Source organism: Streptomyces sp. NPDC001668 (assembly GCF_042893155.1).
In the GTDB taxonomy this organism is placed as follows: Bacteria; Actinomycetota; Actinomycetes; order Streptomycetales; family Streptomycetaceae; genus Streptomyces.
The window spans coordinates 340,776-361,394 of sequence record NZ_JBIAUQ010000004.1; the positions used below are offsets into that span (position 1 = coordinate 340,776).

Here is a 20,619-nt window from a genome sequence, read left to right on the forward strand (position 1 = left end):
TGCGGGCCGGGCCCGGCGCTGAAGTAAAATTCCGCGTTCGACCAGCGGACGCGGCCACGGCCGCACGGGTGACCAGGGAAACGGCAGCGCGATGACGGTGACAGAGGACGGCTCGGCGACGACCACGGACGAGGTCGTGCGCGAGCCCGGTGACGAGGTCGCGTACGGCCCCGGCATCGACCCGGAGCGGCTGGCCGTCTGCCTCGGCGTGCTCGACGAGCTCGACAAGCTGGACGTCGACCACCCGGACGCGATCGCCGTGCGCCGGGCCACCGCCGGGATCTACCGCTCCGTGAAGCAGCGCCGCCGGCAGGAGCGCCGGGCCGCCAAGACCGCCCACGACAGGGCGGTCACCGAGGCCACGGCGACCGGCTCCGCCCAGCGCATCGACGACGAGACCGAGGGCATCCTGCCGCAGTCGCGGACCGAGGAGGGCAGGATCGCGGGGATACTCCAGCGCCCGCGCTCCTGCTACACCTGCAAGACCCGCTACGTCGAGGTCGACTACTTCTACCACCAGCTCTGTCCTGACTGCGCCGCCCTGAACCGGGCCAAGCGCGACGTCCGCGCCGACCTCACCGGCAAGCGCGCCCTGCTCACCGGCGGCCGCGCCAAGATCGGCATGTACATCGCACTCAGGCTGCTGCGCGACGGCGCGCACACCACCATCACCACCCGCTTCCCGAAGGACGCCATCCGCCGCTTCAAGGCCATGGACGACTCCGGGGACTGGCTGCACCGCCTGGAGGTCGTGGGCATCGACCTGCGCGACCCGGCGCAGGCCGTCGCCCTCGCCGAGCAGGTCGCCGCGGCGGGACCGCTCGACATCCTCGTCAACAACGCGACCCAGACCGTACGACGGCTGCCGTCCGCCTACGCCGCCCTGGTCGAGGGCGAGAGCGCCCCGCTGCCCGCCGGTGAACTCCCCGCCCACCACGTCATCGGCGCCTTCGGCTCCGGTTCGGTCGACGGACTGGCCTCGCTGCCCGCCGGGATCTCCGGCATGGACGCCCAGCAGGTCGCCGACCTCGCCCTGGTCGCGGGCAACGCCAGCGTGGCCCGGCACCTCGACGGCACCGCCATCGACGCGGGCGGCCTGGTCCCCGACGTCGTCGACAGCAACACCTGGGTCCAGACCATCGAGCAGATCTCCCCGGTGGAGCTCCTCGAGACCCAGCTGTGCAACTACACGGCACCCTTCATCCTGATCAGCGCGCTGCGCCCGGCCATGGCCGATGCCGCGAAGAAGGCCAGGAGCGGCCGCTCCTACGTGGTGAACGTCTCGGCGATGGAGGGCGTCTTCGGCCGCGGTTACAAGGGCGCGGGCCACCCCAACACCAACGCCGCCAAGGCCGCCATGAACATGGTCACGCGGACCAGCGCCCAGGAGATGTTCCAGACCGACGGCATCCTCATGACCTCCGTCGACACCGGCTGGATCACCGACGAGCGCCCCCACTTCGACAAGCTCCGCCTCGCCGAGGAGGGCTTCCACGCCCCCCTCGACCTGGTCGACGGCGCGGCCCGCGTGTACGACCCGATCGTGCGCGGCGAGGACGGCGAGGACGTGTACGGGGTCTTCCTGAAGGACTACGCGCCCGGGAAGTGGTGAGCCGGCGGCCCTGACCGCTCGTCGGCGGCCCTGACGTGTGGGCCGCCGACGACGGGGAACCCGGAGGCCGGAGTGTCTCCCGGCGCCAGGAGTTGTCATGGCACCTTCCCACAGCATCGATCCGCGCGCCTTCGACGATCCGCGCAACCGCTACCCCACCGACGAGGAGTTCTACGCGAGCGACCGTCCGCTTCAGCACGTGCTCCCGGAGGACCGGCCCCGCGGCGGCCCCTCCGACCCGATCAGGCACCCCTGGGGCTGGGGCATGATCGCCTTCGTGGTCTTCGCGTGTCTGATCGTCCTCATGGGCGTCGCCCTGGCCCCCTGACGCGGTCATGAGTGCGGCGGCGCACCGGACCGCAGCCGGTCATGGACGGCGTACCCGCCCGGGTGCGCCGCCCGCACCCGCGTGCCCCCGTCCACCAGCAGATCCGCCCCGGTGATCCACGGCCCGCGCGACGTCCCCGGGCTCCCCTGTCCGTCCCAGCGGCAGCTCGACGGGCCCCTTCTCCCACACGAACCGCGCCATCTCCGTGCGCACGAGCCCGGGGGAGACGGAGTTGACCCGCACCCTCGGCGCAGCTCGCCCGCCGGCTGCTGAGTCAGGTGAAGCAGCGCCGCCCTGCTGGTGCCGTACGCGCCGACGTTCGGCCCCACGTGCCCGGCGCCCTCCGTGCAGATGTCGACCACCGACCCGCCGTGCTCCCGCATCCACCCGTGCCACGCCGCCTGCACCAGTCGCAGCGGTGCCTCGACGTTCACGGTGAAGGCCTCGGCCCCCTCATGGAGGTCGATCCGGACGTATGGCGCGAGGCGGGGTCGGCGACGCTGCCCGCGAGCCCGACGCCGCAGAGTTCGGCGGCGGCCCGCCGCACCTCCTCCCGGTCCCGGGCCGTGACGCACACCAGCGCGCCGGCATCGGCCAGTTGCCGGGCGACCTCGCGCCCGATCCCCCGGGTGCCGCCGGTCACGAGGGCAGCCCTGCCGTGCAGTCCGTACGGCGACGTCATCGCCGTACCGTCTCGTGACGGATCGTCAGTCGACAGTCTCCAGACGGGAGTTGCGTGCCGCGACCAGCTCCAGGACGGCACGCCAGTCCTCCAGGACGCCGGCGTCGAAGCGGGACGTCAGGCTCTCCTCGCCGGCCAGGCGCAGCAGGTCGTCGTCCGCGCCGGCGCCGTGGTGGCGCATCAGGCGGTGGACCCGTTCGCCGAGCAGGGTGCGGAAGACCTCGGCCGCCTGTCCGGTGCCCAGCAGCAGACCCGCCACCTGGAGTTCCTTGTCGGCGGGGCGGCTGCGGCGCAGCAGCGCGGCGGTCCGCAGGGCGTGTTCGCTGCCGCAGGCGTGCAGCAGATCCATCAGCTCGTCGACACTGCGCAGTTCCATACGTCAGACCTCCCGCCGGGCCGGCCGCTGTCATGGGTCAGCAGATCATGGGTGGCTTGCGACGCGGCCAACGGGACTTGAACTGCGTGACCCCGACGGCTCGGAGAGCCGGTCGGGACGTAGGCCGAACGAGTGACTCCGGAAAGGCATATCAACTGACAAAACAGGCGGAACATGGCGGGAAAAGCCAAGGTGAATTGCAATGGTTACACCTTGTTTTCAGCCCCTATCGAGCGCACCCCTGCTCATCTGGTTAATCTGTAGCCGACGGACGGCAGTACGGGGTCCCACCCACACCCACAGTCCGTCCCGGGACAAGCCGGTCACCACGGCCTGCTCTCACCTGAGTTGCACGGCGCCACCGCGTCCGAACCGATCTCGACCCATTCCCGAGCGGACGTCCAGGCACCGACCGTAGGTTGGACAGGTACGACCCGAGGGTGAGCCCGACACATAAGGAGTGCGCGGTGACACCGGAGAAGACGAATCGCGAACAGCGCCCCAAGGAACGCCCGGAGCGCGCGGGCCGACGGCCCGGAGACATCGGCAGCCTCGACGTGTGGGCGCGGTCCGCCCCCATCCGTCTCGCGGGTTACGAGGACGACCTCGCCGAGCCCCACATCCTGCCCAGCGTGGACTGACGGCGGGACCTTCGCGATCGCCGACGGCATGGGCGTGCGAGACTCACGCCCATGCTGATCAGAGAAGCCGTGGCCGACGACTGGCCACGGATCTGGCCGTTCTGGCACCGGATCGTGGCCGCGGGAGAGACCTACGCCTGGGACCCCGACACCTCCGAAAAGGCCGCCCGCGCCCTGTGGATGAACCCGGCCAAACGCGTCCACGTCGTCGAGGACGAGAGCGGCGCCCTCGTCGCCTCGGCCTACGTCACCCCCAATTACGGTGGCCCCGCCGCCCGGATCGCCAACGCCGGCTTCATGGTCGACCCCGACCAGGCCGGCCGCGGCATCGGCCGCGCCCTCGCCGAGCACATCCTGGCCGGCGCCGCGGCCGACGGCTACCGGGGCATGGTGTTCAACGCCGTCGTCGAGACCAACCCGGCCGTGAAACTGTGGACTTCCCTCGGCTTCACGATCCTCGGCACCGTGCCGGAGGCCTTCGAACACCCCCGGCACGGACTGGTCGGGCTGCACATCATGTACAAGGCCCTGTGATCACAGGCGCTCAGTCGAGCGGCGCCGTCCGCCGCCACGGCTGCCGTCGCTCCAGTTCCTCCGCGACCTCCAGCAGCACCGTCTCCGAACCGGGCCGTGCCACCAGCTGAACGGCGGTGGGGGCGCCCGAGGGCAGAGTGCCGAGCGGGACCGACATGGCCGGCCAGCCGGTGAGGTTCCACGGCGGGGTCAGCGGCGAGTAGGCGGTGTTGACCAGGACGTTGCGCAGCCAGCCCCGCTCGTGCCAGGCCTCGGCCTTGGGGGATCGCCGGGCCAGGGCCGGCATCAGCAGCACGTCGTGCTCGGCGAAGAACGGCTCCAGGCGTGCACGCAGTTCCTGCCGGGCCCTGCCCTTCCGCACACCCTTGACGAAGCGCCGGCCGATCGCCGCGTGCACCCGGGTGCGCCGGGCCAGCAGCCGCGGGTCGAGCCCCTGGGCGTCCACGGACGTCCCCGCCGTCCAGGTGGCCAGCGAGGTCATGCCCAGCGAGAGCGGGTACGGCGGATCGGCGCGCCGCACCTGATGCCCCGCCTTGATCAGCAGCCCGGCCGCCTCCCGGACCGCGTTGGTGTACGGCGCGCTGACGGAGACCCCGGCGAGGGGGCTGCGCAGGGACACGGCGACGTCGAGCGTGGCGGGCGCGTCCCGTCGTACGAACTCGGTGCCGGCGATGACCGAAAGCAGCAGGCGGGCGTCCTCCACCGTGGTCGCGAGGGGGCCGTTCTCGGACATGCCGAACCAGTCGCCGTCGCTGATGCCGGCCGGCACCACCCCCGACCCGGGCTTCAGCGTGACCAGCCCGCAGTTGGCGGCGGGGATGCGCAGGGAGCCCATGCCGTCGTTGCCGAGGGCGACCGGGACCAGGCCCGCGGCGACCGCGGCCGCGCTGCCACCGGACGAGCCGCCCGCGGTGCGCGAGGTGTCCCAGGGGTTGCGGGAGGTGCCGTGCACGCCCTCCGTGGTGCCGAAGACGCACAGCTCCGGAACGTTCGTCAGCCCCACGACCACCGCGCCCGCGGCCCGCAGCCGGGCCACTACCTCATGGTCGGCCGCGGCGGGAGTGTCCGGGGTCGCGGCGGAGCCGACACGGTTGGTCTCACCGCGCACGGCGAGGTTGTCCTTGACCGCCACGGGCACACCGGCCAGGGGGAGTTCGCCGAGGTCGCCCCGGGAGCCCACCTCGTCGGCCTCCGCCAGTGCCGCCTCGGCCCGCACCAGCCGGAACGCCCCGACACGCCTGTCCAGCTTCTCGATCCTGGCCAGGTGCTCGGCCACCACCTCACGGGGCGTGGCCCGCTTCTCGCGGACGGCGGCGGCGATCTCGGCGGCCGTACGGCCGACCCAGCTGGTCACATGCGCTCCTCGGGGCTACTCGCGAGTACGTAAGGAGAACTCTGCCCGGAGGCGGACGTCACGTCGAGAGCGCTCGCGCTTGGACATTCGGGCCGGTCCTCTTGGACTTTTCGCGGCGGATGAGGCCGGGTGAGGAGCGCCGACCAGCAGGTCATCCGATCTCTGGCTCAACTCAGGGCCGATTCAGCCCCGTTGACAGCTCTTCTGGTGGCCTCAATTATCAGCCACCCGATGAATAGGGAGTCGCTCATGAGGAAACGGCTGAGATTCGCCGCCGTCGTGACGCTGCTGACGCTGCTCCTGGCACCCGTCCCGGCGGTCGCCCGGTCCGAGGAGGGGGCGCCGGTCACGGTGCCTGCCCTGACCCGGTGGACCCCCGCGCCGGGGGCCTACGTCTACCGGCCCGGGGCCCGCCTGGTCGCGGACGGCGCGGCCGAACGCCGGGTCGCCGACACGCTGGCCGGTGATCTGCGCACATCCGGCCACGGCTCGGTCCCTGTCGTACGGGGAGGAGCCAGGACCGGTGACATCGTTATCAACGTCGAGCCGTCCCGGACCTCCCTCGGCGCCGAGGGCTACGAACTCCGTTCCGGCGGCAGCCTGTCGATCACCGGAGCGACCGAGACCGGCGCCTTCTACGGCACCCGGACCCTGCTCCAGCTCCTCGCGCAGGGCGACCGGATCCCCGCCGGACGCACGGTCGACGTGCCCCGCTACAAGGAGCGGGGTGTCGGCGTGTGCGCCTGCTACATCCACATCTCGCTGCCGTGGCTGGAGAACCTCGTCCGCGAGATGGCCTACAACAAGCTCAACCAGCTGCTCGTGGAGCTGAAGGTCAAGAGCGACGCCCACCCCGAGGCCAACACCTGGGGCTACTACACCAAGGACGAGATACGGCAGCTCGTCGCCCTCGGCGACAAGTACCACGTCGAGATCATCCCCGAGATCAACTCCCCAGGACACATCGACCCCTGGATCGAGAACCGCCCGGACCTCCAGCTCACCGACTCCGACGGCACCAGGCAGCCCTCCCGGCTCGACATCACCCAGCAGGCCTCCTTCGACTACTACAAGAGCCTGATGGACGAGTACGCCCAGGTCTTCACCTCGACGTCCTGGCACATGGGCGCCGACGAGTACATGCTCGGCTCCGACTTCGCGAAGTACCCGCAGATCCTGAAGTACGCCCAGGAGAAGTACGGTTCGGGCGCGGCCCCGCAGGACGCCTTCGTCGACTTCGTCAACCGCGTGCACGACTACGCGGCGGGCAAGGGCGTGCGGCTGCGCATCTGGAACGACGGGCTGACCGGGGCCAACACCGTGCCGGTCGAGAAGGACACCACGGTCGAGCACTGGCTGGACGTGGCGGTCAAGCCCAGTCAGCTCATCGCACAGGGCTACTCGGTGATGAACGCCGCCTATTCGCTCTACCTGATCCGCGGCGGCTTCCACAGCGACACCGAGTCGCTCTACGACCAGAGCTGGGACCCGCGCAGCTTCGAGGGCGAGAAGCTGACCTCCCCGAAGGGCGTCACCGGCGCCAAGATCAGCCTGTGGCCGGACAACGGACGCGGGGAGACCGAGAACGAGGTCGCCGTCCGCCTCTGGCCCGCGCTGCGCCACGTCGCCCAGGCCACCTGGGGCGACCCGCACCCCGACGCCACCTACGCGCAGTTCGTGGCACGCGGTACGGCAGTCGGGCACGCACCCGGATGGCGTGACCTGACCCGGGTGCCGGTCGCGGACGGCACGTACACCTTCGGGCGGTCCTTCACGGCCTCGGTGCAGCGCACGCCGGACGGTTACGCGACCCTCCGGTCGGCGGCGGGCTGCCTCGCGGTCAGCGGCGGCAAGCTCACCCTCAACGTGCCGCTTCAGCCCGGAGTCGAGGCGAGCTGGGACACCTGCGACGCGACGAGCACCTTGCAGCGCTGGGTGCTGGAGCCCGCGGGGCGCGGCTACCGGCTCGTCAACGCGATCACGCGGATGGCGCTCACCGTCACGGACGACGGCCGGATCGTGCAGTACCCGGCCGACCAGCACACCCCCACGGTCTGGCACGTGAGCTGAGGAGCCCCCATGACTGTCTCCAGACGCCTCTTCGTCACCGCGGCCGCCGGCCTCGCCGTGACCGGCATTCCGGGGCCGGCGGCGGCCTCGGGCGGTGACCCCCGCTACCGCATCCCCGTCTCACCGGACGACACCGAGGCCGCCCTCGTCCGCAAGGCGTCCCAAGTCCGGCCCACCGCACGGCAGATCGCCTGGCAGAGCCTGGAACGCACCGCCTTCCTGCACTTCGGCGTCAACACCTTCACCGGCCTGGAGTGGGGCACCGGCGACGAGGACCCGAATGTCTTCCAGCCGGCCCGCCTCGACACCGACCAGTGGGCGGCCGCCCTGAAGGACGGCGGCTTCAAACTGGCCATCCTCACCGTCAAGCACCACGACGGCTTCGTCCTCTACCCCTCCCGCTACACCGGCCACACCGTGGCGTCCAGCAGTTGGCGCGACGGACAGGGCGACGTACTGCGCTCCTTCGCCGACTCCATGCGCCGGCACGGCCTCAAGGTCGGCGTCTACCTCTCACCCGCCGACGAGAACCAGTACCTGCACGGCGTCTACGCCAACGGCAGCGCCCGCTCCGAGCGCACCGTGCCCACCCTGGTCGAGGGCGACGACCGCTCCCCGGACCGCTTCTACACCCTCCCCGCGACCGACTACGGCGCCCACATGCTCAACACGCTGTACGAGGTGCTCACCGAGTACGGGCCCGTGGACGAGGTGTGGTTCGACGGCGCCCAGGGGCACATCCCGCCCGACAAGGTGGAGAGCTACGACTGGGACAGCTGGTACACCCTGGTCCGCGCCCTCGCCCCGGCCGCCGCGATCGCCGTCACCGGCCCCGACCTGCGCTGGGTCGGCAACGAGAGCGGCATCGCGCGCGAGGACGAGTGGAGCGTCGTCCCGGTCAAGGAGAACCAGTACGGCCGCACCGACTGGGCGCTGTCCTACGACACCCCGGACGAGGGCAGCCGGGCGGCCCTGGTGAAGGCGCAGCCGGTCACGGACTACCTCCAGTGGTGGCCCGCCGAGTGCGATGTCTCCCTCCGCGACGGCTGGTTCTACCACGCGGACCAACAGCCCAAGTCCGTCGACTACCTGACGGAGATCTTCTTCGGTTCCGTGGGCCGCAACGCGGTGCTGCTCCTGAACGTTCCGCCGGACACCGACGGTCTGCTGCACGGCACGGACGTCGTCCGGCTGCGCGAGTTCCGTGAGCGGATCGAGCGCGAGCTGCCCCGCGATCTGGCACAGGGCGCGCGCAGGACCACGGCATCGGACCGCGTCACGCTGGACCTGGGCCGCGAGCGGGAGGTGGACCGCATCCGCCTCGCCGAGGACATCCGGCACGGTCAGCAGGTGGAGAGCTTCGTCGTCGAGGCCTTCCGCGACGGCGCCTGGACCGAGGTCACGGGCGCCGGCACCATCGGCGCGAGCCGCATCCTGCTGCTGTCGGCGCCGGTACGGGCGCGGAGATGGCGGTTGCGGGTGACACGGTCCCGAAGCGCGGTACGGGTGGGGGAGTTCGGGCTGTACCGCTCCGAGGTCTGAGGAGCGGGTGGCCACCAGGACGTCGTCGATCTGGTGGCCGCTCGGCAGCCACCGGCCTGCACAGCTCCACCCGGACCTCCCCCTCGTTCAGGCCCCGAGCTGTGCCCGCAGCCACTCCTCCACCTCGCCGACATGCGCGGCCGCCGCGGCCCGGGCCGCCTCCGGGTCGTGGGCGACCAGGGCCCGGTGGATCGCGGCGTGTTCGCGCCGCGTTCGTTCGAACGCGCCCTCCTCCTGGTAGCCGCGCCAGACCCGGGCCCGGAAGGTGCGGGACGACAGGCCCTCCAGGATCGCCGCCATCGTGTCGTTCCCGGCCGCCACAGCGATCTCGCGGTGGAAGGCCAGGTCGTGGGCGAGGATCTCCTCCGGGTCGTCGGTGGCGTTCATCGCCGTGAGGTGTTTCTCGACCTCGGCCAGCTGGTCCGGCGTGATCCGGGCGGCGGCCAGCGCGGTCGCCGTCGACTCCAGGATGCGGCGTACCTCCAGGAGTTCCACCAGCTGCGGGCCCCGGGACAGGTCGGCCACCACACCGAAGGTCTCCAGCAGGTCGCCGGCGTCCAGCTGGGTGACGTAGATCCCGGAGCCGTGCCGCGCCTCCAGCACGCCCAGCACCGTCAGCGCGCGGATCGCCTCCCGCATCGAACTGCGGGAGATGCCCAGCTGCACCGCCAGATCACGCTCGGTCGGCAGCCGCTGGCCCGGCTCCAGGCGGCCCTCGCCGATCATCGCCTTGATCTGCTCGATGGCGCGCTGCGTCACGGTGCCCTTCTGCGGGGCTGTCTGGTCCACGCCACTCCTCCGCTCACCGGGTGCCACCCACCAGGTGCGCCGAAGTCTAGCCGCCGATGTGGTCGGACCACTATGGCCGGAAGTCGAGAAAATATGCCGCCGAAGGGTATTGCCAAGGGCGAGTGGTCTGATAAGTATGCCGTCATCTGCTCGAACACGCTCATGTTCGACCACGCGAAGCACGCTCAACGAGGAGCCGCCAGATGCCCGGCAGGACAGCAGTGGGGAAGCGGAACAGAAGGATCATCGGCGCGGTGGCCGCGGCCGCGAGCGCCTCGCTCGTGCTCGCCGCGTGCGGCAGCACCAAGGACACCGGCAGCGCCGGCAGTGCGGGAGGCGACGGGACCGGCAAGGTGGGTGTGATCCTGCCGCTGCTGACCTCGCCGTTCTGGCAGTCGTACAACGACTACGTGCCCAAGATGGCCAAGTCCGAGGGGGTGGACACGCTGAAGACGGTCAACTCCAACAGCGATCCCTCCCAGCAGATCACCGACATCAACAACGAGCTGAACCAGGGTGTGAAGGGCCTGGTCGTCGCCCCCCTCGACAGCGCCGCCATCGAGGCCGGCCTCGACCAGGCCGAACGCAAGGGCGTCCCGGTCGTCGCCGTCGACGTGGCCCCCGACAAGGGCAAGGTCGCCATGGTCGTACGGGCCGACAACGTCTCGTACGGCGAGAAGGCCTGCCAGTACCTCGGGGAGCACATCACCTCCGGCAAGGTCGTGCAGATCATGGGCGACCTCGCCTCCGTCAACGGCCGCGACCGCTCCGAGGCGTTCCGGGCCTGCGTGAAGAAGAACTTCCCGAAGCTGAAGGTCCTGGAGATCCCCGCCAAGTGGGAGTCCGACACGGCCGCCTCCCAGCTGGGCACCCTCCTGAACGCCAACCCCGACATCAAGGGCATCTACATGCAGGCCGGCGGCGTCTACCTCGCCCCGACCCTGCAGACCCTCAAGTCCAAGGGGATGCTGAAGAAGGCGGGCACCGCGGGCCACATCGCCATCGTCTCCAACGACGGCATCCCGCAGGAGTACGACGCCATCCGCAAGGGCGAGATCGACGCCACCGTCTCCCAGCCCGCCGACCTGTACGCCAAGTACGGCATGTACTACATCAAGGCCGCCATGGAGGGGAAGACCTTCAAGCCCGGCCCGACCGACCACGACTCCACGATCGTCAAGCTGTCCAGCGGGATCCTGGAGGACCAGCTGCCCGCGCCCCTGGTCACCAAGGACAACGTCGACGACCCCAAGCTGTGGGGCAACACGGTCAAATGAGCACCCCACTCGTCGAAGCCCACGGGGTCGTCAAGCGGTACGGCCCCACGACCGCCCTCGCCGACGGGCGGCTCACCGTCCTGTCCGGCGAGTCCCACGCGCTCGTCGGCCGCAACGGCGCGGGCAAGTCCACCCTCGTCACGATCCTCACCGGCCTCCAGGCCCCCGACGAGGGCACCGTCCGCTTCGACGGCGAGCCCGCGCCCCCGCTCACCGACCGGGACGCCTGGCGCCGCAAGGTCGCCTGCGTCTACCAGAAGCCCACCGTCGTACCCGAGCTGACGGTCGCCGAGAACCTCTTCATCAACCGGCAGCCGTTGGAGAAGGGCTTCATCAGCTGGCGCAGGCTGAGGAAGGAGGCCGCCGAACTCCTCGACACCTGGGACGTGCGCGTCGACCCGGAGGCGCGCACCGCCGACCTCAAGGTCGAGGACCGCCAAATGGTGGAGATCGCACGGGCGTTGAGCTTCGGCGCCCGCTTCATCGTCCTCGACGAGCCGACGGCGCAGCTCGACAAGCGGGAGATCGAGCGGCTCTTCGGCCGGATGCGGGCGCTCCAGGACTCCGGTGTCACCTTCCTGTTCATCTCCCACCACCTCCAGGAGGTGTACGAGGTCTGCCAGACGGTGACGGTCCTCAGGGACGCCCGCTGGATCACCACCGCCCCGGTCGCCGACATGCCCCGGGCGGCCCTGATCGAGGCCATGGCGGGCGAGACCGTCACCGAACAGGCCGTGGACATCAGGGGTGTCGAGGACGGCGCCCCGGTCCTCCTCGACGCCCGCGGTCTCACCTCCGGCGCCTACGAGGACATCGACCTCACCGTGCGCCGCGGGGAGGTCGTCGGACTCGCCGGCATCAGCGGCAGCGGCAAGATCGAGCTCGCCGAGACGTTCACGGGACTGCACACCCCGACCGGCGGAACGGCCCGACTCGACGGCACGCCCCTGCCGTTCGGCGACGTGAAAGCCTCGTTGGCGGCCGGCGTCGGCTTCGTGCCGCGCGACCGGCACGCCCAGGGCCTGGTCCTCGGCATGACCATCGGCGACAACGCCACCCTCAGCGTCCTCGACCGGCTCGGCCGGTACGGGTTCGTCGGCACCGACCGCAAGCGCGGTTTCGCCACCGAGCTGATCGACCGCCTCGACATCCACACCGAGGGCCCCGACCAGCCCGTCTCCGATCTGTCCGGAGGCAACGCGCAGAAGGTCGTCATGGCGCGCGCCCTCGCCTCCGACCCCCGTCTGCTCGTCCTCATCAACCCCACCGCGGGCGTCGACGTGAAGTCCAAGGAATCCCTGCTCTCCCGCGTGGACACCGCCCGCGAGGACGGCACCGCGGTCCTCGTCGTCTCCGACGAACTCGACGACCTGCGCCGCTGCGACCGCGTCCTCGTCCTCTTCCACGGCCGCGTGGTCGCCGAGCACCCGGCCGGCTGGCGCGACCACGAGCTGATCGCCTCCATCGAAGGAGTGGACCACCATGGCTGACACCCAGGCTCCGCCCGTGAAGCAGGTGCGGGTGCCCGAGGCGCGGGCGGCCCGGACGGTCCTGCTGCGCCGCGCCCGCGAACTCGCCCTCGTGCCCGCCCTGTTGCTGCTCATGGTGCTCGGCGCGTTCGTCAACGACTCGTTCCTCACCGAGCGCAACCTGATCTCCATCCTCGGCGCCTCGGCCGCCCTCGCGATGGTCGTGCTGGCCGAGTCGCTGGTCCTCATCACCGGCAAGTTCGACCTCTCCCTGGAGTCGGTCGTCGGCATCGCCCCCGCCGTGGGAGCCCTTCTCGTCCTGCCCGCCGCGCAGTCCGGCTGGGGGACCGAGTTCCCGGCCGTCCTCGCCATGCTGGCGATCCTCGTGGTCGGCGCGGCGGTCGGCGCCTTCAACGGCATCCTGGTCGTCAAGTTCAAACTGAACGCGTTCATCGTGACGCTCGCGATGCTGATCGTGCTGCGCGGACTGCTCGTCGGCGCCACCAAGGGCAAGACCCTCTTCGGCATGCCGGACAGCTTCTACTCCCTGGCCACGACCACCTCCCTGAACATCCCGATGTCCGTCTGGCTCGCCGCCGTCGCCTTCGCCGTCACCGGGTTCGTCCTGAAGTACCACCGCGTCGGCCGCTCCCTGTACGCCATCGGCGGCAACCCCGACGCGGCCCGCGCCGCAGGCATCCGCGTCGAGCGCGTCATGCTCGGGGTGTTCGTCGTGGCCGGTGTCCTCGCCTCCGTCGGCGGCATCATGCAGACCGGCTACGTCGGCGCGATCAGCGCCAACCAGGGCCAGAACATGATCTTCACGGTGTTCGCGGCCGCGGTCATCGGCGGCATCAGCCTCGACGGCGGCAAGGGCACCATGTTCGGCGCCCTGACCGGCGTACTCCTGCTGGGAGTCGTACAGAACCTGCTCACGCTCGCCCAGGTGCCGTCCTTCTGGATCCAGGCCATCTACGGCGGAATCATCCTGGTCGCCCTCATGATCGCCCGTGTGACGACGGGACGTGCCCAGGACTGAGTCCGCCCGTCCCGTCCCCTACCGAAAGGCCTTCCGTGTCCTCGACCCCCGCCCGCGTCACCGCGGTCGACACCTACGACATCCGCTTCCCCACCTCGCGCGAGCTCGACGGCTCCGACGCGATGAACCCGGACCCCGACTACTCGGCTGCCTATGTCGTGCTGCGCACGGACGCGGCCGACGGGCACGAGGGGCACGGATTCACCTTCACCATCGGGCGGGGCAACGAGGTCCAGGTCGCCGCGATCGAGGCGCTGCGCGGGCATGTGGTGGGGCGGTCCGTCGACGAACTGTGCGCGGACCCGGGGACGTTGAACCGCGACCTGATCGGCGACAGCCAGCTGCGCTGGCTCGGCCCCGAGAAGGGCGTGATGCACATGGCGATCGGCGCGGTCGTCAACGCCGTGTGGGACCTGGCCGCCAAGCGCGCGGACAAGCCGCTGTGGCGGCTGCTGGCCGAGGGCGACCCCGAGTGGCTGGTAGGCCAGATCGACTTCCGCTACCTCACGGACGCGCTGACCCCCGAGGAGGCACTGGAGATCCTGCGGCGCGGCCGTGCGGGCTCGCGGGAGCGCGCCGAGCGGCTCCAGGAGCGCGGCTACCCCGCCTACACCACCTCCGCCGGCTGGCTCGGCTACGACGACGAGAAGCTCACCCGGCTCGCCGCCGAGGCCGTCGCCGACGGCTTCCGGCAGATCAAGCTCAAGGTCGGCGCCGACCTGGAGGACGACATACGGCGCTGCCGCGTCGCCCGCCGGGTCGTCGGCCCCGGCATCCGCATGGCGATCGACGCCAACCAGCGCTGGGACGTCGAGGAGGCGATCCGCTGGACCAAGGCGCTCGCCGAGTTCGACCCGTACTGGATCGAGGAGCCCACCAGCCCCGACGACATCCTCGGCCACGCCGCGATCCGCGAGGCGGTCGCCCCGGTGAAGGTGGCCACCGGCGAGCACGTCCAGAACCGGGTCGTCTTCAAGCAGCTCCTCCAGGCGGGCGCCCTGGACGTGGTGCAGATCGACGCGGCCCGCGTCGGCGGGGTCAACGAGAACCTCGCCATCCTCCTGCTCGCCGCCAAGTTCGGTGTGCCGGTCTGCCCGCACGCGGGCGGGGTGGGCCTGTGCGAACTCGTCCAGCACCTGTCGATGTTCGACTACGTGGCCGTCACCGGCACCACCGAGGACCGGGTCATCGAGTACGTCGACCATCTGCACGACCACTTCCTGGATCCCGTGGTGATCCGCGAGGGCCACTACACGGCACCCACCGCGCCGGGATTCTCGGCGGCGATGCGCCCGGAGTCGATCGCGCGGTACACGTTCCCGGACGGGGCCTTCTGGGCAGAAGACCTCGCCGACGACGCACAGAAGAAGGGGCAGGCGGCATGAGCGACTTCGAGGGACTCAAGGCTCTGGTGACCGGCGGCGCCTCCGGCATCGGCCGGGCCACCGCCGAACTCCTAGTCTCGCGCGGGGCCCAGGTCGCCGTCCTCGACCTGGACCCCTCCTCGGTCGAGAAGCCCCTGCTCGCCTACCGCGCCGACGTCACCGACGACGCCTCCGTCCGCGAGGCCGTCGCCGCTGCCGCCGCCGACCTCGGCGGACTCGACATCGTGGTCAACAACGCGGGCATCGGCGCCCAGGGCACCGTCGCGGACAACGACGACGACGAATGGCACCGCGTCCTGGACGTCAACGTCGTCGGCATGGTCCGGGTGGCCCGCGCCGCCCTGCCCCATCTGCGCGAGTCCGCCCACGCGGCGATCGTGAACACCTCCTCCATCGCCGCCACCGCGGGGCTCCCGCAGCGGGCCCTGTACAGCGCGACCAAGGGGGCCGTGTACTCCCTGACCCTCGCCATGGCCGCCGACCACGTCCGCGAGGGCATCCGCGTGAACTGCGTCAACCCCGGTACCGCGGACACGCCGTGGATCGGGCGCCTCCTCGCCAAGGCCCCCGACCCGGCCGCCGAACGCGCCGCGCTGGAAGCCCGCCAGCCCACGGGCCGACTCGTCTCCGCGGACGAGGTCGCCGGTGCCATCGCCTACCTGGCGAGCCCGCTCTCCGGCGCCACGACCGGCACCTCCCTCGCCGTCGACGGCGGCATGCAGGGCCTGCGCCTGAGGCCGGTGGGCCAGTGAACACCCTGGGCCGCAGCGGGGTCCCGGTCAGCCGGCTGGCCTTCGGCGGCGCCGTCATCGGCAACCTCTTCCACGAGGTGAGCGACGAGCAGGCGCACGAAGCGGTCGATGCCGCCTGGCAGAGCGGCATCCGCTACTTCGACACCGCCCCGCACTACGGACTGGGCCTCGCGGAGCGCAGGCTGGGGGAGGCTCTGCGTACGTTTCCGCGCTCGGAGTTCACGCTCTCCACGAAGGTCGGCCGACGCCTGGAGCCGTCCACGGACGGTGGCGACGACCTCGCGAACGGCTTCGCCGTCCCCGCCACCCGGCGCCGCGTCTGGGACTTCAGCGCGGACGGCGTACGCCGCACCCTGGAGGCGAGCCTCGAACGGCTCGGCCTCGACCGCGTGGACGTCGTCTACCTGCACGACCCCGACGACCACGCCGAAGAGGCCTTCCGCGAGGGCTATCCGGCCCTGGAGAAGCTCCGCGCGGAGGGAGTCGTGGGGGCGATCGGCGCCGGCATGAACCAGGCCGGGATGCTCACCCGCTTCGTCCGGGAGACCGACGTCGACGTGGTGCTGTGCGCCGGGCGCTACACCCTGCTCGACCAGAGCGCCCTCACCGAACTGCTGCCCGCCGCCGTGGAGCGGGGCGTCTCCGTGGTCATCGGCGGCGCCTTCAACTCCGGTCTGCTGGCGGACCCGGGGCCGGGATCGACGTACAACTACGCGCAGGCCCCGGGCGACCTGCTCGACCGGGCCCTGCGCATGAAGGAGATCGCCGAGCGGCACGGCATCACCCTGCGGGCCGCCGCCCTGGCCTTCTGCGCGGCCCACCCCGCAGTGGCCAGTGTCCTGGTGGGAGCGCGCTCGGCGGCCGAAGTCCGGGACGCCGCCGAGCAGTTCGCGACGCCGGTGCCCCCGGCGTTCTGGCAGGAGCTGCGCGACACCGGTCTGCTGACCACCGAGGAGCCGTCATGAGAGTGGCCCTGCACACCAAGGTCCGCGCGGACCGCGTCGACGCGTACGAGGCCGCCCACCGCGAGGTCCCCGTCGAACTCACCGACGCGATCCGCGCCGCCGGGGCCACCTCCTGGACGATCTGGCGCAGCGGCACCGACCTCTTCCACGTCCTGGAGTGCGAGGACTACGGCCGCCTCCTCGCCGAACTGGAGAAACTCCCGGTGAACGTCACCTGGCAGGCCCGCATGGCCGAACTCCTCGACGTGGTGCACGACTACTCCGACGAGGGCGCCGACGCCGGCCTGCCCGTCGTGTGGGAGCTGCCGTGACGGTGGTCGACGCGCACCACCACGTGTGGGACCTGTCGGTGCGGGACCAGGACTGGATCGCCCCGGGCAGCCCGCTGCGGCGGAACTTCTCCGTGGCGGACCTCGCACCCGAGGCCCGCGCGGCCGGCGTCCACCGCACGGTCCTGGTCCAGACGGTCACCGTTCCCGAGGAGACCCCGGAGTTCCTCGCCCTCGCGGCCGCGCACGAGCTGATCGCGGGCGTCGTCGGCTGGACCGACCTGACCCGTCCCGACATCGCCGACGAGCTGGGTCGGCTGCGGCAACTCCCCGGCGGTACCTACCTCAAGGGCATCCGCCACCAGGTCCAGGGCGAGCCCGATCCCGAGTGGCTGCTGCGCCCTGACGTACGCCGGGGCCTGGCCGCGGTGGCGGACGCCGGCCTGGTCCACGACCTGGTGGTCCTCCCGCACCAACTTCCCGCCTGCGTGAAGGCGGCCGAGTCGCTCCCGCACCTCACCTTCGTCCTCGACCACCTGGGCAAGCCCCCCATCGCCTCCGGCACCCTGGAACCCTGGGCGACCGATGTCCGTGCCCTCGCCGGCCTCCCCAACACCGTCTGCAAACTCTCCGGCATGGTCACCGAGGCCGACCCCGTGTCCTGGACCATCGACGACCTGCGCCCCTACGCGGACACGGTCCTCGACGCCTTCGGGCCGGACCGCCTGATGTTCGGCTCGGACTGGCCGGTGTGCACGCTCGCCGCGACCTACGAGGAAGTACTCGACACCGCACGCCGGCTGGTACCCGTGTCCGTCCACGCCCAGGTCTTCGGGGCCACCGCCGACCGGGTCTACGGGCTCACCGCACCCGGGGCGTAGCCGCACGGAAAAGCAGTTGGCCGCCGACCCCCCGGCCGGGACAATCCCGTGAGGTCCAGGGGTGGGAGGATGCTTGGCCGTGTTCGTGTGCGCGGGCTGCGACGCCGTGCTGACCGCAGAGGTGTCGCGGGTCGCGCTGCCCGCCGAGGTCCACCAGACATGGGGGAACGGGACCCTGCTCCCGGTGCTCATGGACGCCGGCACCTACGCCGTGGACCCGGAACCCTCGGGGCCGCCGTGGCGGCGCTGGGACGAGACCGGGGCGGCCGAGGCGGAGAAGCGAGGCGTGTACGCGCCGGTCTTCGCACTGTCCTACGGGGCACCCGGGGCGGTCTTCGTCGCGCCGGGCGACACACGAGGCACGGTTGTGATCCCGGAGCGGTCCGGCGGGTTCTGCTGCGGACTGGACGGCAGGGACGGCCCGAACCTGGCGTGCGGGAGGTGCGGGCAGGCGGTGGCCACGCGTATCGACGACTGCTCGTACTGGCAGTCGGTCCGGTTCGATCCCGACGCCGTGCGCGGTGTCCGCGCCGAGGACAGCGCTCCGGAGGCGGAGTCCTGGCAGGACTGGGCGGAGCGGCGGGAGACGGAGCCGCCGGTCGACCAGGCCGGAGGCTGGAGTCCGCGCTGGGCGGCGGCGGCCGGAGTCTCACTGGCCCACCTGCTGGCCGCCTCGGACGGCGCCTCCGTGGCGGTACCCGACGGACCTGTCGCGGACGTCTTCCGCCACGCGCTCGACACCCTGCTTCCGGCGCGGCGGCCGGCCAGGACGGCGGCGCTCGCCGGCCCGTCCCTGCCCGCCCCCACCGCCGACATCGCGCTGGTGCCCACGCACCCGCGGACGGGCAGAACCTGGCCGTCGCCCGGCACCGTCGCCGTACCGGTGGCCGCGGACATCTGGGTGCAACTGGCTTACCCGGACCGGCACTTGTTGTCCATGCCCGTGGCAGGGCGAATGCCCGGCGGAGTCTTGCGTGACGATCCGCTGCCGCCGCGCCCCCACAGCCTGTTCCGGCCCGACTGGGGGGTGTTCCTCCGCACCCTGGCCCGGCTGCCCGCGGTACGCGAGGAGTGGCTGCGTGAGATCCACGAGCGGGTGCGGAACCGTCCGTACGCCGACCCGTTCTAACGCCGCACGGCTTCCGCCAGCCGTGTCGGTGGCAGGAATTCCCGCACATATGTCCGCTCCCAGCACGCCCCCGTCTCCCGCAGCTCGCGCCACGTCGTGTACCGGTACCGGAACAGCCGGGCGCGGACGTAGCGGGGCGGGGCGTCCGCCGGGAACGGGGAGCGGCGCAACAGCCGCAGTGTGGCGGGGTCGTTCTCCAGGAGCCGTTCGACCAGGGTGCCGAACCACGACTCGGCGTACGCCGGGGACAGCGCGGCGAACCACATCATCCAGTCCAGACGCAGGTGGTAGGGCGCGAACTGGCGCGGCCAGCGCCGTGGATCGCCCGGCTTGCCCTTGAACTCGTACTCCCTCCACTCGGAGTCCCTGCGCGGAACGTCGGCCGCCGTGCCCTCGACCACCACCTCGTAGCGGATCCGGCTGACGCTGCCGAACGCGCCGTAGGTGTTGACGAGATGGAGCGGGTCGAAGGAGCGGTTCATGATCTGGCGGCGCGAGAGCATGTTGCGGACCGGGTGGTAGCTCAGGCCGAGGAGCAGCGCGGCGACGGCGAGGACCACGACCTCGTACCAGAGCGGGGTGGCGGGCAGGTCGGGCGCGTCTCCCGGGAGTTCCAGCGCCGACGACGCCAGCACGATCGTGATCCAGTTCAGCCAGGCGAAGTTGCCGGAGAGCACCAGCCACAGCTGGGTCACGATCATCAGGGACGCGGCGGCCGTCGCGATCGGCTGCGGGGTGAACAGGAGGAAGGGCACAGCTAGTTGGGTGACATGGTTCGCGGCCACCTCGACCCGGTGCAGCGGCTTCGGCAGATGGTGGAAGTACCAGCTCAGCGGCCCGGGCATCGGCTGTGTCTCGTGATGGTGGTCCAGGCAGGTGAGCTTGCGCCAGCAGGCGTCGCCGCGCATCTTGATCAGTCCGGCGCCGAACTCGACCCGGAACAGGATCCAGCGCAGCAGGAACAACACCAGGACGGGCGGGGCCACTTCGTCGTTGCCGAGGAACACCGCGAGGAAGCCGACCTCCAGCAGCAGGGACTCCCAGCCGAAGCCGTACCAGGTCTGGCCCACGTTGACGATCGACAGATACAGCAGCCACGGCACCAGCCACAGCAGCATCCCGCCCCACAGCGGCAGCAGGGAGTCGAGGCCCGCCGCCAGTGCGACCGCCACCGCGCAGCCCGTCCACGCGCAGAGCGCGAAGAACCGGTCCGAGTAATGGAGTTGGAAGACGCTCGGCGCCCGCCGGAACGGCACCCGCGCCACGAAACGGGGGACCGGCAGCATCCCGCGCTCCCCGAGCAGCGCCCGGAACTGCAGGGCCGCCGCCAGGAACGCGACGAAGTACAGCCCTGCCAGAGCCCGCTGGAAGACCAGCCGGCTCAGCCAGTAGTCGGGTGCGGTGAACCAGTCCACGGCCGTTCTCTCCTGCCTCCCATTGTCCCCCGAACCTCTGCGTGACGCTCCGTGTACCTACCCACGCGCTTGCGTAACAGAAGGGAGGGGATCGGACAACGGTGACCCGG

Annotated in this window: 19 protein-coding genes and 1 pseudogene; 15 read left to right on the forward strand and 5 right to left on the reverse strand. The window is 71.2% G+C overall.

Annotation, left to right across the window (positions count from 1 at the left end):
* The first annotated feature begins 91 nt into the window (after positions 1-91).
* A complete protein-coding gene (locus ACFYZ8_RS14835) occupies positions 92-1,612 on the forward strand; it encodes an SDR family NAD(P)-dependent oxidoreductase (protein WP_388532674.1) in 1,521 nt (506 codons plus the stop codon).
* Between the two features lie 97 nt (positions 1,613-1,709).
* Positions 1,710-1,940 carry a hypothetical protein gene (locus ACFYZ8_RS14840; RefSeq protein ID WP_359031124.1) on the forward strand — a complete coding sequence of 77 codons (231 nt, stop codon included), beginning with the start codon at positions 1,710-1,712 and terminating at the stop codon, positions 1,938-1,940.
* Between the two features lie 5 nt (positions 1,941-1,945).
* Here the strand turns inward: ACFYZ8_RS14840 and ACFYZ8_RS14845 are convergent.
* Positions 1,946-2,622, reverse strand: a pseudogene (locus ACFYZ8_RS14845) (SDR family oxidoreductase).
* Between the two features lie 25 nt (positions 2,623-2,647).
* A complete protein-coding gene (locus tag ACFYZ8_RS14850; protein ID WP_388532676.1) occupies positions 2,648-2,998 on the reverse strand; it encodes a hypothetical protein in 351 nt (116 codons plus the stop codon).
* Between the two features lie 440 nt (positions 2,999-3,438).
* Between ACFYZ8_RS14850 and ACFYZ8_RS14855 the strand changes: the two genes are divergently transcribed.
* The gene (locus tag ACFYZ8_RS14855) at positions 3,439-3,639 is read left to right on the forward strand and encodes a hypothetical protein (protein WP_388533806.1); all 201 of its coding nucleotides are present in this window, start codon (positions 3,439-3,441) and stop codon (positions 3,637-3,639) included.
* 51 nt (positions 3,640-3,690) lie between these two features.
* Positions 3,691-4,173, forward strand: a complete 483-nt coding sequence (locus ACFYZ8_RS14860; protein ID WP_388532678.1) for a GNAT family N-acetyltransferase — start codon at positions 3,691-3,693, stop codon at positions 4,171-4,173.
* A 10-nt stretch (positions 4,174-4,183) separates the two neighbouring features.
* Here the strand turns inward: ACFYZ8_RS14860 and ACFYZ8_RS14865 are convergent, their stop codons facing one another.
* Positions 4,184-5,527 carry an amidase gene (locus ACFYZ8_RS14865; protein WP_388532680.1) on the reverse strand — a complete coding sequence of 448 codons (1,344 nt, stop codon included), beginning with the start codon at positions 5,525-5,527 and terminating at the stop codon, positions 4,184-4,186.
* Between the two features lie 249 nt (positions 5,528-5,776).
* On the opposite strand from ACFYZ8_RS14865, the gene ACFYZ8_RS14870 reads away from it, so the two are divergent.
* Positions 5,777-7,597, forward strand: coding sequence for a family 20 glycosylhydrolase (locus ACFYZ8_RS14870; RefSeq protein ID WP_388532682.1), 1,821 nt, complete (start codon positions 5,777-5,779; stop codon positions 7,595-7,597).
* 9 nt (positions 7,598-7,606) lie between these two features.
* Positions 7,607-9,139, forward strand: a complete 1,533-nt coding sequence (locus ACFYZ8_RS14875) for an alpha-L-fucosidase (protein WP_388532684.1) — start codon at positions 7,607-7,609, stop codon at positions 9,137-9,139.
* An 87-nt stretch (positions 9,140-9,226) separates the two neighbouring features.
* Here ACFYZ8_RS14875 and ACFYZ8_RS14880 read toward each other — a convergent pair whose 3' ends face one another.
* Positions 9,227-9,928: a FadR/GntR family transcriptional regulator gene (locus ACFYZ8_RS14880; protein WP_388532686.1), complete on the reverse strand. Its 702-nt coding sequence runs from the start codon at positions 9,926-9,928 to the stop codon at positions 9,227-9,229.
* A gap of 203 nt (positions 9,929-10,131) precedes the next feature.
* Here ACFYZ8_RS14880 and ACFYZ8_RS14885 point away from each other — a divergent pair, with 203 nt between their 5' ends.
* The 9 genes from ACFYZ8_RS14885 to ACFYZ8_RS14925 all read left to right on the forward strand — a co-directional run bounded on the left by ACFYZ8_RS14885 (position 10,132) and on the right by ACFYZ8_RS14925 (position 19,094).
* On the forward strand, positions 10,132-11,205 hold the full coding sequence (locus tag ACFYZ8_RS14885) for a sugar ABC transporter substrate-binding protein (protein ID WP_388532688.1): 1,074 nt from the start codon (positions 10,132-10,134) through the stop codon (positions 11,203-11,205).
* Positions 11,202-12,695 carry a sugar ABC transporter ATP-binding protein gene (locus ACFYZ8_RS14890; protein ID WP_388532690.1) on the forward strand — a complete coding sequence of 498 codons (1,494 nt, stop codon included), beginning with the start codon at positions 11,202-11,204 and terminating at the stop codon, positions 12,693-12,695. Before ACFYZ8_RS14885 ends, ACFYZ8_RS14890 begins: the two co-directional genes overlap by 4 nt.
* Positions 12,688-13,713 (forward strand): ABC transporter permease, encoded by a 1,026-nt coding sequence (locus ACFYZ8_RS14895; protein ID WP_388532692.1) that lies wholly within the window; start codon positions 12,688-12,690, stop codon positions 13,711-13,713. Before ACFYZ8_RS14890 ends, ACFYZ8_RS14895 begins: the two co-directional genes overlap by 8 nt.
* 35 nt (positions 13,714-13,748) lie before the next feature.
* Positions 13,749-15,098, forward strand: a complete 1,350-nt coding sequence (locus tag ACFYZ8_RS14900) for an L-fuconate dehydratase (RefSeq protein WP_388532694.1) — start codon at positions 13,749-13,751, stop codon at positions 15,096-15,098.
* Entirely contained in the window at positions 15,095-15,850 is a 756-nt protein-coding gene (locus ACFYZ8_RS14905; protein WP_359031135.1) for an SDR family oxidoreductase, read from the forward strand. The genes ACFYZ8_RS14900 and ACFYZ8_RS14905 overlap by 4 nt, the downstream gene beginning before the upstream one ends.
* Positions 15,847-16,815 (forward strand): aldo/keto reductase, encoded by a 969-nt coding sequence (locus tag ACFYZ8_RS14910; RefSeq protein WP_388532696.1) that lies wholly within the window; start codon positions 15,847-15,849, stop codon positions 16,813-16,815. The genes ACFYZ8_RS14905 and ACFYZ8_RS14910 overlap by 4 nt, the downstream gene beginning before the upstream one ends.
* On the forward strand, positions 16,812-17,126 hold the full coding sequence (locus ACFYZ8_RS14915; RefSeq protein WP_359031137.1) for an L-rhamnose mutarotase: 315 nt from the start codon (positions 16,812-16,814) through the stop codon (positions 17,124-17,126). The genes ACFYZ8_RS14910 and ACFYZ8_RS14915 overlap by 4 nt, the downstream gene beginning before the upstream one ends.
* On the forward strand, positions 17,123-17,965 hold the full coding sequence (locus ACFYZ8_RS14920; protein WP_388532698.1) for an amidohydrolase family protein: 843 nt from the start codon (positions 17,123-17,125) through the stop codon (positions 17,963-17,965). Before ACFYZ8_RS14915 ends, ACFYZ8_RS14920 begins: the two co-directional genes overlap by 4 nt.
* 79 nt (positions 17,966-18,044) lie before the next feature.
* Positions 18,045-19,094 (forward strand): hypothetical protein, encoded by a 1,050-nt coding sequence (locus tag ACFYZ8_RS14925; protein ID WP_388533746.1) that lies wholly within the window; start codon positions 18,045-18,047, stop codon positions 19,092-19,094.
* Here the strand turns inward: ACFYZ8_RS14925 and ACFYZ8_RS14930 are convergent.
* Complete coding sequence (locus ACFYZ8_RS14930; RefSeq protein ID WP_388532700.1) at positions 19,091-20,509, reverse strand: lipase maturation factor family protein; 1,419 nt, start codon at positions 20,507-20,509, stop codon at positions 19,091-19,093. The two genes, ACFYZ8_RS14925 and ACFYZ8_RS14930, sit on opposite strands and share 4 nt — an antisense overlap.
* Positions 20,510-20,619 lie beyond the last annotated feature (110 nt).

What these genes read in the sequence shown, in the direction of transcription:
- ACFYZ8_RS14870 (WP_388532682.1), top strand. Translation starts at nt 5,777, where the DNA reads ATGAGGAAACGGCTGAGATTCGCCGCCGTCGTGACGCTGCTGACGCTG.
- ACFYZ8_RS14915 (WP_359031137.1), top strand. Translation starts at nt 16,812, where the DNA reads ATGAGAGTGGCCCTGCACACCAAGGTCCGCGCGGACCGCGTCGACGCG.
- ACFYZ8_RS14860 (WP_388532678.1), top strand. Translation starts at nt 3,691, where the DNA reads ATGCTGATCAGAGAAGCCGTGGCCGACGACTGGCCACGGATCTGGCCG.
- ACFYZ8_RS14905 (WP_359031135.1), top strand. Translation starts at nt 15,095, where the DNA reads ATGAGCGACTTCGAGGGACTCAAGGCTCTGGTGACCGGCGGCGCCTCC.
- ACFYZ8_RS14895 (WP_388532692.1), top strand. Translation starts at nt 12,688, where the DNA reads ATGGCTGACACCCAGGCTCCGCCCGTGAAGCAGGTGCGGGTGCCCGAG.
- ACFYZ8_RS14850 (WP_388532676.1), bottom strand. Translation starts at nt 2,998, where the DNA reads ATGGAACTGCGCAGTGTCGACGAGCTGATGGATCTGCTGCACGCCTGC.
- ACFYZ8_RS14840 (WP_359031124.1), top strand. Translation starts at nt 1,710, where the DNA reads ATGGCACCTTCCCACAGCATCGATCCGCGCGCCTTCGACGATCCGCGC.
- ACFYZ8_RS14890 (WP_388532690.1), top strand. Translation starts at nt 11,202, where the DNA reads ATGAGCACCCCACTCGTCGAAGCCCACGGGGTCGTCAAGCGGTACGGC.
- ACFYZ8_RS14885 (WP_388532688.1), top strand. Translation starts at nt 10,132, where the DNA reads ATGCCCGGCAGGACAGCAGTGGGGAAGCGGAACAGAAGGATCATCGGC.
- ACFYZ8_RS14835 (WP_388532674.1), top strand. Translation starts at nt 92, where the DNA reads ATGACGGTGACAGAGGACGGCTCGGCGACGACCACGGACGAGGTCGTG.
- ACFYZ8_RS14875 (WP_388532684.1), top strand. Translation starts at nt 7,607, where the DNA reads ATGACTGTCTCCAGACGCCTCTTCGTCACCGCGGCCGCCGGCCTCGCC.